We start from the raw sequence: 10,056 nt of genomic DNA, 5'->3' as shown, positions 1-10,056 counted from the left end.
ATATAAACACAGACAGGCTGATTAATCTCAGTACTAATTGCTGCTAATTTTTGAGCAAATTCTGGGGTAACAATTATGTCCCCTGGCAATTTCTGATGATAAAGTTTTTTTAGCTGTCTTAGCTGACTTGATTTTAATCCTTTATATTTACCGTATATAGTATCGATAGATGTTGCCTCGAAATCCAGAAAAACATTGAATGTTGAATTTAGATAAGTTAATTTTAACGATTTTGCCACCTTGATGACTCAACCCAGCAGTAGTGAGTCATAACTTGTAACTTACATTTAGATTTATTTAGAATTTTTGCTTTAGTCATGGTTAAAATTATCAGTCGTCAATCTTTGGGAACACAAGCGGTATATGACATTGGCGTAGTGCGATCGCATAATTTTCTCTTGGCTAACGGCATGGTGGCATCCAACTGTTTTAATAAGTCTCATTCCACTGCCTATGCCTATGTTACCTATCAGACTGCTTATCTTAAGGCTAACTATCCAGTTGAGTATATGTCTGCTTTGCTTACTGCTAGCAGTGGTATTCAAGATAAAGTCGATCGCTATCGGGAAAATGCGCAAAAGATGGGCATTATTATTTTGCCCCCCGATATTAATCGTTCTGTAGAGGATTTTTTGCCCCTAGATGACAATCATATTTTATTTGGCTTATCAGCAGTGAAAAATTTGGGACAGGGGGCAATTGAGAATATTCTTGATGCCCGCAATAGTGATGGTGAGTTTAAATCTTTAGCCGATTTTTGTGAACGAGTAGAGTTGCGCACCGTTAACCGTCGGGCTTTAGAAACCTTAATTTATTGTGGTGCTTTTGATTTAATCCAGCCAAATCGCAGACAATTAATTAATGATATTGATATCGTGATCTCTTGGGCGCAAAAACGTAGTAAAGAGAAAGCTAGTGGTCAACTTAATTTGTTCGATCTAGTAGATAAGGTTGACACAGAACCTGTATTTGAACAAGCACCCAGCAGCCCTCCCGTAGAAGACTACCCCGTTCAGGAAAAATTACGTTTAGAAAAAGAATATATTGGCTTTTATATCAGCGATCATCCCCTCAAAGCGATTAATCAGGCTGCCCAAATCTTATCACCGATTAGCTTAAGTGCTTTGTCTGAACAAAAAGCCAAACAAAAGCTTAGTGCTGTGGTGATGCTTAATTCGGTACGGAAAATAATTACCAAAAACGGCGATCCCATGGCTTTTGTGCAAATGGAAGATATTACAGGCGAAGCCGAAGGCACAATTTTTCCCAGTACCTATGAAAAACTAGAGTCATTTTTATTAGAAGGCAAACAGCTAATTGTTTGGGGGACAGCACAAGAGCGTAACGATAAATACCAGCTAATTATTGATGATGCAGCAGCGGTAGAACAGGTAAAAATGCTGATGTTAGAAATTACTCCCGAACAAGCATTAGATCGAGTCAAAAGTAGTTATCTAAAACAAATTTTGGAGCAGCAATCAGTTGAATCTAATCAATTTAAAATTCCTGTAATTGCAGCCATTGGTAAAGGAGAACAAAGACAGTTTATTCGCTTTGGACAAAAATTTTGGGTGCAAAATGAAACAAGCGCGATCGCTTCTTTACAAAGTGCAGGTTTTGTAGCACGATGCACATCATTATTGTCTAATTAATTTAAATAAAAATATCTATAACTCCGTATATTTACTGATGACAAAAATCAAAAAAATAGTTTAATTCAAACAAATATATAACCATTGCTGTTCATTTTTTATAGATTAGAATATAGTAAATAATCATTGATCTAAATATATTTTAGGTTGGGTTATCATTCGCGGATCTTAATTCAGCAAGTCTGATTTTATGTATCAAGAACAAATTAGATCTTAAAACTACTTTGCTCTGCCTTGGTTTCTCATTGATATTTGGCACACAATATATAATGTCGCTCTCATGGCTGATAGTAAATCTAAGCTGACCCTCGTTAAGTTAAATAAAGCAGATCTAGCGAAAGGACGACACGTATTAATTGTGGAGTCTCCAGAATCACGAAGGGCTGTTGCTCTCAACGTTAATGTATTTTCGATTGGTCGCCACCCCCATAATGATTTAGTAATTAGCGATCAATTAGCTTCTCGCCACCACGCCACGGTAGCCTGGATGAGATATAGCGAAGGGGCAGATAAAGTTGACTACTCCTATTGGATTATTGATGGTAAAGGGAAAAGACAACGAAGTCGCAACGGTATTTATATTAATAGTAAGAAAAAGCCCCTGCACCGCCTCACTTCTGGAGATATTATTTGGATTGGCGACAATATCAAAATTTCCTACAATTACATTACCTATAGTACTGACAGTAGCCAGTTTTTAAACTACTGTAGCGAGGCAAAAACTCCGTTTCAATCTTCGCTGAAGAATACTAAATCTTATAAAGATACATTGGTGTTAGAAAGTGCTTTTGAAAATAACAATATTCCAGATGATAGTATGATGTTAGAAAATACTATTGTCAGTAATATTCCAGAAGATAGTAATATTATTGAAGAAACCATTATTAAAGAATAGAAATATAGCAGTTTGATATTGCTAATTTCCTGTATAAATTGTTCGTAGTACTGATAGTTGTACCGTTTATTTAGGGAGAAAAAGCAGTTAATAATGTAGATTAAGTTAAGCATGAAAAATTAACTTGATAACTTCATAATTTAAGATTTTGCTTTGTAATTAAGAACAAGATTAATAGCAGCAATAATAGTCTATAAAACTCATGAAAAATTAAAAAGCGATCGCCTAATATTCAACAAGCTAAATAAATGAATGAACCTTGTAAATTCTGCATCGAAGATTTCTCCTTACAATGCAGAACAAGATTAACAGAAGCAAAGATAATATATAAAACCTATGGAGAATTAAATCAAGAGCGCAATAATGTTATTTTATATCCCACTTCCTATGGGGCAAACCATCAAGATATCGAATGGTTAATTAGTCCTGACAGTATCCTCGATCTCAGTCAGTATTTTATTATCATTGCCAATATGTTTGGTAATGGTTTATCTAGTTCGCCTAGTAACGATCAAGCCTGTAGTTTAGCAGAATCAGGATTTTGGTTTACTCATCTTGATAATGTTCGCGCTCAAAAAGCACTATTAGACAGCTTGGAAATTAAAAAACTGGCTTTAGTTTATGGTTGGTCAATGGGTGCGCAACAAGCTTATCATTGGGGTGCGCTATATCCTGAATACGTCGAACGAATTGCTGCTTTATGCGGTACAGCACGTACTACAGACCATAATAAGATTTTTATCCAAAGTTTACGCACGGCTCTAACAGCCGATCCTGCTTGGAATGGTAATAGATTTGAAAATATTCCAGAGCGAGGTTTTAAGGCTTTTGCTCGTATCTATGCCAGTTGGGCAGCATCTCAAGCTTACTATCGTGAGGGGATTTATTATCAGTTCGGCTATGAGTCTTTAGAAGATTATTTAGTTAGAAGTTGGGAAGCTAATTATCGCCGACGAGATCCTCACGATTTATTAGCAATGATTGATACTTGGTTATATTGCGATGTTGGTAATAACCCAACATATCAAGGAGACTATCAACAGGCACTTAAGTCTATTACTGCCAAAACTTTAGTTATGCCAAGTACAACAGATTTATACTTTACTCCTGAAGATTGCCAAGCCGAAGCAGATTTAATTCCTGACTCGAAATATTTGCCTATTCCTTCTATTTGGGGACATCGCGCAGGAAATCCCTATCAAAATCCTGAAGATGAGATGTTTATTAAAGATGCTGTAAAGCAATTGCTCAACTCATAGAGCCATATTAATTCGGTTTTGCTAAACTGTAGCGGCAATATTCAGTAATATTAAAATTATTAAATTGATGACTGGAACAGTTAGCTCGGCGGGTCAACTTTACAACATTATAAAAGAGGCTCTATAGCAAGATCCAAACAAATCAACTTTACAAGTCTGGGCGGAAGTATTAAAAGTAAATAAGGTAGACTATGAGCCTGTATCAAATAAGTTAGCAGAACTTTTTGGTCTATTGAACGATGCTAAACAAGATATTCTTCAGCTTGAATAAGTTTCTAGCAAAATAGGAATTAGCGCAATATCTAAAATACAAACCAGTATAATAAGATATGGTTTAGATCCCTCATGGTCACACATAAATAATCAAATATCAGAGGAAATTCTAAACAACATTAAATTATGTGATAATTTGCTTAGAAGTCAAGGAATTGCACAAAATAATATTGCAAAAGAGGAGATATCAAGTTTATTAGATGAAGTTAATAATTTGATCGAAGAATTTTACACTTCTAGCCTGCCTAATAATTTTAAATTAGATTTGATTGGAGAATTAATTAAACTAAGAGATGCTTTAATTAATTTTGATATTAGAGGTGAAGTTCATCTTCAAAATGTTTGCAATGAAATTATTAAAAGAAAAATGATGAACAAATAAAAACCAATTAAATATTAGTTTTATTTATTAGTTTGCCAACTTCAATTAAAATATCAGAAAAAGCAATGGGAGTAACTGTACTGTCGCTCAAAGTATCTTTAAATTTATAATCATTGGCTGATGGATTTCTAAATACAATTAATTCAGTATTTTTTAAATCTATAATCCAATATTCATCAATTCCTGCATTAGCATAAATTCTTTTTTTTCGATTTAAATCATCTTCTAAAGTTGTATGAAAGATTTCGATTAGCCAATAAATATCTTCAGGGTAAGGATGACGATTTAAGTAATTGCTACTGGGAAGATGAACGACAGCAATATCTGGTTCGGGTTCTGAATTGTCTAGAGTAATCGGATGAGCCTCAAAAACTTTAGCTTTATCCTGTAGTAGTTTTCGCAGATATTCGGCTACTGAGTCATTAGTAAATCTGTGAAGGGGACTTTCTGGACTCACTAGAACAATTTCTCCTTCAATTAATTCTACAGAGCGATTATTTAAAACTCCGCTTTCAATCATTAAATGATAGTCATCTATCGACCATTTAACTGAAGTTGACACAATACATTCCTCTCAAAGATTTATTGATTATAACTCTACCAATATTGATCGGGTTTGATTGCTTGCTATGGGTTCACTATCTAATTTTTTCGTTAAATAGTATTAACAGTTACAAATATCTCCAGGCGATCGCTTCATAGTGTGGATGAACTATGAGAGGTATTGATCGACTACGATGTTATTATCAGAACTAGCTCGCGATCGCAATATTCGTTATTTTCTGATTTCTTTCACCGATCTACTGGGGGTACAAAGAGCTAAACTTGTTCCTGCCCAAAGTATTGATGAAATGGCGGAAAATGGCGCAGGTTTTGCAGGTTTTGCTGCTTGGCTAGATATGAGTCCCGCCGATCCCGATATCTTTGCTATACCTGATCGCAATAGTTTATTTCAGCTACCTTGGCAGCCACATGTAGCATGGATGCCTGCCGATCTTTATGGGGTAGACGGAAATCCTCTCATGCAAAGTCCTAGGGTAGTATTAAAGCAGATACTTAAAGCAGCTAAAGAACAAGGCTATACCATCAAAACTGGGGTTGAATGTGAATATTTTTTGCTATCGCCAGATGAATTAGAAATTGCCGACAGTCGCGATCGCTCTCCTAAACCCTGTTACGATCAACAGGCATTGATGCGCCGTTATGACGTAGTGAGTGAAATCTGCGATGCTATGTTGTCTTTAGGGTGGAAACCTTATCAAACCGATCATGAGGATGGTAACGGACAGTTTGAAATGAACTGGACTTATGATGATGCCATCGTTACAGCAGATCGTCATGCTTTTTTCAAATATATGACCAAAAGTATTGCCGAAAAACATGGGTTTCGTGCTACTTTTATGCCCAAACCTTTTGCTAATTTAACTGGTAACGGTTGTCATACGCATCTTTCCGTCTGGGATATTACAGGCGAGACTAATTTATTTAAAGATGAAAAATCAGAACTTTCCACCATTGGATATCAATTTATTGGCGGAGTTTTAAAATCAGCTTCTGCTTTGTGTGCCTTTACTAATCCTGCAATTAATTCTTACAAACGTATTAACGCTCTTAATACAGTATCGGGTGCAACCTGGTCGCCTAACACTATTAGCTACAGTGGTAACAATCGCACCCACATGATTCGTATTCCCGATCTTGGTCGCTTTGAATTTCGACTGGCTGATGGCGCAGCAAATCCCTATCTGCTGCCAGCCTCAATTATTGCAGCAGGATTAGATGGTATCGAGCGTAAAATAAATCCAGGCGATCGCTCTAAAAATAATAACTATACTGAACCCCTATCAGATCAAACAAAACGTCTTCCTGGTAATTTATTAGATGCTTTACGCTGTTTGGAAAAAAACACAGTTTTGGCAAAAGCTATGGGAGAATCGTTTATTAATTCTTATTTAAAATTAAAATACCAACAATGGGATCAATACAATAATCAGATTAGTGATTGGGAATTAGATAGCACTCTTGATTGCTGATGAACAAATAAAATCTAATTTTATTGATACTTTCTTTGAGTAGCGCACTTAACTGATTTAATATTTTAATATTCTTTTACAGTAAAACTTACTCAGTAAATATACAGATATAAACACAATCAGCTTTACGATTAATTCTCAAGTCTAATTTGCACATATTACATTTTGACTCGACAAAATAGCCTAAATATATTCATAATTGAGCAGTTTGTTAATTGTCTGTGTCTAAATATGGTTTGGACTGTTGTTTTGTTTAATTAAGGCGATCGCTCTCTTATTTTTTTAAACTCAATCACTCTCCAATCATAATCGGTAAACCATATTAGGCTCAATATAAGTCCAGAATAACTATTTATAAGTTTCAGCCGTTACACGGGTAAATAATTTACAATCATCTATGAGTAGCTATTATCGCAAACCCTTGAAGCAAAAAACAGTTTTGAAAGAATTTAAAATTTTATTTGTTGCCATTACTATCTTTTGGGCAGTTGAGATTGCCGATTTTTTGGTATTTAATGGCGGTTTAGATCAGTATGGAATCCAGCCTCACAGCATCATTGGCTTGCGAGGAATTGTCTTTGCACCATTTTTGCACGGTGGATTTCCTCATTTGATAGCAAACACGATTCCTTTTCTTACCTTGGGATGGTTGACCATGATCCAAGCAACCAAAGATTTTTTTGTTGCTTCGATTATGAGTGCGCTCATCGGTGGCGCGGGAGTTTGGCTGTTTGGTTCTCCTCAATCGGTTCACATTGGTGCTAGCATCCTAATTTATGGTTACTTGGGCTTTTTATTATTACGAGGCTATTTTCAAAAAAACTTTCCCTCGATCGCTTTATCTATTTTCGTAGCAATAGCTTATGGCGGATTTATTTGGGGCGTATTTCCTTCTCAAATGGGGGTTTCTTGGCAAGGACATCTATTTGGCTTCATTGGTGGGGCGATCGCTGCTAAGATGGTTACTCCAGAAAGAAATTTGGGTTAAATGCCCTGTGTAAAATTGTATATTATTTGGTTAATCACTACTAGATGTATCTTTCTCGTATAGCTGCGACCAAGAATAGATAAACCTGTTTGTATTATAAAATACTTAATATAGTAATGACAGATGACTCAGTTATTACTAACAACTCGGTAATATATTAGAGTTTGATTTGCTTTCAAATCATTATGACAACTTCATCCTGCTGAGTATCTGGAAGCTTTTTAAGCTCTGCGATCGCTTGTTCCAATAATTCGTTCATGGCAATATAATCTTTACTATACTTTAGACTGCATTATAGCCATTTCATCTGTTCTAACTAAAACTTGCTCTTTTTTAGATCGCCACTTTAATAAATAATATGCAGGAGGGACAAAATAAAGAGCAATGAAAGTTGCGCCAATTATCCCACCAGCGATCACAATTTATTATTTTGCTTACTCTATGAGCCTATTTCACTCAGTAGGTAACGCTCTTACTCTAAAACCATCATCTTTAACTGAAATAATTGCTCCTGCATTTAATTCTTCACTAAATTGAGACAATACATCATCTAAATATTCTTCAATGACTTCTCTGCTTTCATTGCCTAAGCGAAATAACACCACACTGGGTAATATTGCACCACTTACTGCTAACAAGTAACCAAAATCTAAGTCAACAGTTAAGATAATCCGTCCTTCCTCTCTTGCTTTAGCTAAAATTTCTCTATCTTCAAGTTTTTCTAGCCTCTCTTCCACCAAATGAACAGCATCATAACCTTCTCTTCTCAGCTTTTCGACTGTTCGAGGCGAAATTCCCATATCAGCTAGAAATTTCATCTTACTGTTTCACTGATTTTAGGATAGTATTGTTCTCTGGCTAGCCACGCGCCATAAAGTAATGATTGTTGAATATCCTCAGTTTCTAAATAAGGATAATCTTCAATAATTTCCTCTGTAGTTTTGCCATTGGCTAATAAATTTAAAATTAAAGATACAGGAACACGCATTCCTCTGATACAAGCTTGTCCAGCCATAATTTTGGGGTTAAAGGTTATTCGGTCTAAATTTTGCATTAACTTATTTTTATAAGGAGAAACTTAATTTAGCTAGTATTTTATCTAATCCTTTTCCTGTAAACTATTGGAAGTTTCTGGTTTATTTTTTGTTCCATATATAGAAATTGATAATTTTCCAAAAATTGTTTTGTTGTCAGAATAGGAATTTTTTGAAACTCTCTCAAAATCAATAAATCTTTATAACCAGATACAATTATCTCAACTGGTACACTCAAAGCCGTTTCTAAAACAATTTTATCTTTAGGGTCGCGTAGTTCAGGGATAGTAAATAAATGAACAGGATAAGATAACTGAGTTATTTGAGACACTTCAATTAACAATTCCTCAGCAGTTATTTCCAATGTTGCTAAACGACGCTGAAGTTTGGGGTAAGCTAGGGTTAATCTTAGTTCGTCAATCAATAATTTTGAACTATAAAGAACAATTTGCTTTGTTATCGCTAATTGAATAATTTTTCGTGGATTTCCACCCCAAAGTAAACCAGAAATCCAAATATTCGTATCTAGTAATACATTCATTCTTGATTTTAATTGTGTCTTACCTCTTTTACTATTGCGGTAATTTCTGCCATAGTCGTTTCATTTTCATCCTTACCTAAATTATCTACTTTTTGCCACAGAGAAAATAGTTTGTCTTTTGGTTAAATTCGTTTCAAAATCATTATGGCAATTTCATCCTGCTGAATATTTGGAAGCTTTTCAAGTTTGGAAATGGCATAATATAATAATTCAGTCATAGCAATATAATTTTTACTATAGTTTAGACTGCATTATAGCCATTTCATCTGTTCTAACTAAAACTTGCTCTTTTTTAGATTGCAACTTTAATAAATAATATGCAGGAGGGACGAAATAAAGAGCGATGAAAGTTGCACCAATTATCCCACCAGCGATCGCCACTGCTAATGGTTGCCAAAATTCTCCACCAGAAAGGAGTAGGGGAAGAAAAGCGATCGCGGTTGTTAAGGTTGTGGAGATAATATGACGAGTTGAATGCAAGACTACTTGTTGAATGGCTTTGGGATTGCCAGTTTTGGCGACTGGATGATTAGAGATAGCATCGAGAACGACAATGGAATCGTTAACTGCTATACCAATTAAACCAACTGTACCGATAATGGGGTTGAAGCCAAAGGGATAGCCAAATAACCAGACGGAGAAGATACCTAAGCCCCCTGATGCGATCGCAACTATGCCGATAATGGCTGCTAATTGGAATGAACGCAGGGAAAGTACTAAAACTGCAATCATGATAATGATTAGGACGCCGACAGTGGAGACTAAACCGCCTAACGCATCATTTTTTTCTTCAGCCTCGCCACCAAATTCATAGGTATAGCCTGGAGGTAAGACAAAGTTGTTGGCTGCTAATTTTGCTTGAAATTGACTTAAAATCTCTGCTGGTAAAGTTCCAGCCGTGAGAAAAGCTTGAACGGTATTAACTCTTTGTCCGTTGTAGTGACTGACTTGTGCTAGTTCTGGTTTGACTTGTACTTTACCCAAGGAGTCGAGAGGGAC

At 35.5% G+C, this 10,056-nt stretch carries 11 protein-coding genes and 1 pseudogene; 6 read left to right on the top strand and 6 right to left on the bottom strand.

Translation table 11 applies throughout. The features are described 5' to 3' along the window. Positions 1–239 (bottom strand): annotated as a pseudogene (locus C7B62_RS25485) (hypothetical protein); the annotation flags it as partial. A 78-nt stretch (positions 240–317) separates the two neighbouring features. Between C7B62_RS25485 and C7B62_RS21975 the strand changes: the two are divergent. The 4 genes from C7B62_RS21975 to C7B62_RS21960 all read left to right on the top strand — a co-directional run bounded on the left by C7B62_RS21975 (position 318) and on the right by C7B62_RS21960 (position 4,461). Beyond that, the gene (locus tag C7B62_RS21975) at positions 318–1,652 is read left to right on the top strand and encodes an OB-fold nucleic acid binding domain-containing protein (RefSeq protein WP_106242377.1); all 1,335 of its coding nucleotides are present in this window, start codon (positions 318–320) and stop codon (positions 1,650–1,652) included. A 280-nt stretch (positions 1,653–1,932) separates the two neighbouring features. Next, positions 1,933–2,547 carry an FHA domain-containing protein gene (locus tag C7B62_RS21970; protein WP_106242374.1) on the top strand — a complete coding sequence of 205 codons (615 nt, stop codon included), beginning with the start codon at positions 1,933–1,935 and terminating at the stop codon, positions 2,545–2,547. 248 nt (positions 2,548–2,795) lie between these two features. Next, positions 2,796–3,806, top strand: coding sequence for an alpha/beta fold hydrolase (locus C7B62_RS21965; RefSeq protein ID WP_106242370.1), 1,011 nt, complete (start codon positions 2,796–2,798; stop codon positions 3,804–3,806). A 409-nt stretch (positions 3,807–4,215) separates the two neighbouring features. Continuing rightward, positions 4,216–4,461, top strand: a complete 246-nt coding sequence (locus C7B62_RS21960; protein ID WP_106242366.1) for a hypothetical protein — start codon at positions 4,216–4,218, stop codon at positions 4,459–4,461. Positions 4,462–4,468: 7 nt separating this feature from the next. Here C7B62_RS21960 and C7B62_RS21955 read toward each other — a convergent pair whose 3' ends face one another. Beyond that, positions 4,469–5,023, bottom strand: a complete 555-nt coding sequence (locus tag C7B62_RS21955) for a Uma2 family endonuclease (RefSeq protein ID WP_106242363.1) — start codon at positions 5,021–5,023, stop codon at positions 4,469–4,471. 175 nt (positions 5,024–5,198) lie between these two features. Between C7B62_RS21955 and glnT the strand changes: the two genes are divergently transcribed. Further along, entirely contained in the window at positions 5,199–6,494 is a 1,296-nt protein-coding gene (gene glnT, locus C7B62_RS21950) for a type III glutamate--ammonia ligase (protein WP_106242359.1), read from the top strand. Between the two features lie 397 nt (positions 6,495–6,891). Further along, positions 6,892–7,482: a rhomboid family intramembrane serine protease gene (locus C7B62_RS21945; protein WP_106242356.1), complete on the top strand. Its 591-nt coding sequence runs from the start codon at positions 6,892–6,894 to the stop codon at positions 7,480–7,482. A gap of 452 nt (positions 7,483–7,934) precedes the next feature. On the opposite strand, the gene C7B62_RS21940 is transcribed toward C7B62_RS21945, so the two are convergent. The 4 genes from C7B62_RS21940 to C7B62_RS21925 form a co-directional block, all read right to left on the bottom strand. After that, positions 7,935–8,300, bottom strand: a complete 366-nt coding sequence (locus C7B62_RS21940) for a DUF5615 family PIN-like protein (RefSeq protein WP_106242353.1) — start codon at positions 8,298–8,300, stop codon at positions 7,935–7,937. Continuing rightward, the gene (locus C7B62_RS21935; RefSeq protein WP_106242349.1) at positions 8,297–8,536 is read right to left on the bottom strand and encodes a DUF433 domain-containing protein; all 240 of its coding nucleotides are present in this window, start codon (positions 8,534–8,536) and stop codon (positions 8,297–8,299) included. The genes C7B62_RS21940 and C7B62_RS21935 overlap by 4 nt, the downstream gene beginning before the upstream one ends. 41 nt (positions 8,537–8,577) lie before the next feature. Then, the gene (locus C7B62_RS21930; protein WP_106242346.1) at positions 8,578–9,057 is read right to left on the bottom strand and encodes a putative toxin-antitoxin system toxin component, PIN family; all 480 of its coding nucleotides are present in this window, start codon (positions 9,055–9,057) and stop codon (positions 8,578–8,580) included. A gap of 234 nt (positions 9,058–9,291) precedes the next feature. Continuing rightward, positions 9,292–10,056, bottom strand: a 765-nt coding sequence (locus tag C7B62_RS21925) for an efflux RND transporter permease subunit (protein ID WP_146132172.1), incomplete at its 5' end; no start/stop codon positions are given.

It is taken from the genome of Pleurocapsa sp. CCALA 161, assembly GCF_003003995.1.
Taxonomy (GTDB): domain Bacteria; phylum Cyanobacteriota; class Cyanobacteriia; order Cyanobacteriales; family Xenococcaceae; genus Waterburya.
Note: the sequence above shows the minus strand (reverse complement) of the source record. Positions and strands in the feature narration are given on the sequence as shown.

Coding starts and splice junctions, on each gene's coding strand:
- C7B62_RS21965 (WP_106242370.1), top strand. CDS start 2,796: ATGAATGAACCTTGTAAATTCTGCATCGAAGATTTCTCCTTACAATGC.
- C7B62_RS21970 (WP_106242374.1), top strand. CDS start 1,933: ATGGCTGATAGTAAATCTAAGCTGACCCTCGTTAAGTTAAATAAAGCA.
- C7B62_RS21945 (WP_106242356.1), top strand. CDS start 6,892: ATGAGTAGCTATTATCGCAAACCCTTGAAGCAAAAAACAGTTTTGAAA.
- glnT (WP_106242359.1), top strand. CDS start 5,199: ATGTTATTATCAGAACTAGCTCGCGATCGCAATATTCGTTATTTTCTG.
- C7B62_RS21975 (WP_106242377.1), top strand. CDS start 318: ATGGTTAAAATTATCAGTCGTCAATCTTTGGGAACACAAGCGGTATAT.
- C7B62_RS21930 (WP_106242346.1), bottom strand. CDS start 9,057: ATGAATGTATTACTAGATACGAATATTTGGATTTCTGGTTTACTTTGG.
- C7B62_RS21935 (WP_106242349.1), bottom strand. CDS start 8,536: ATGCAAAATTTAGACCGAATAACCTTTAACCCCAAAATTATGGCTGGA.
- C7B62_RS21940 (WP_106242353.1), bottom strand. CDS start 8,300: ATGAAATTTCTAGCTGATATGGGAATTTCGCCTCGAACAGTCGAAAAG.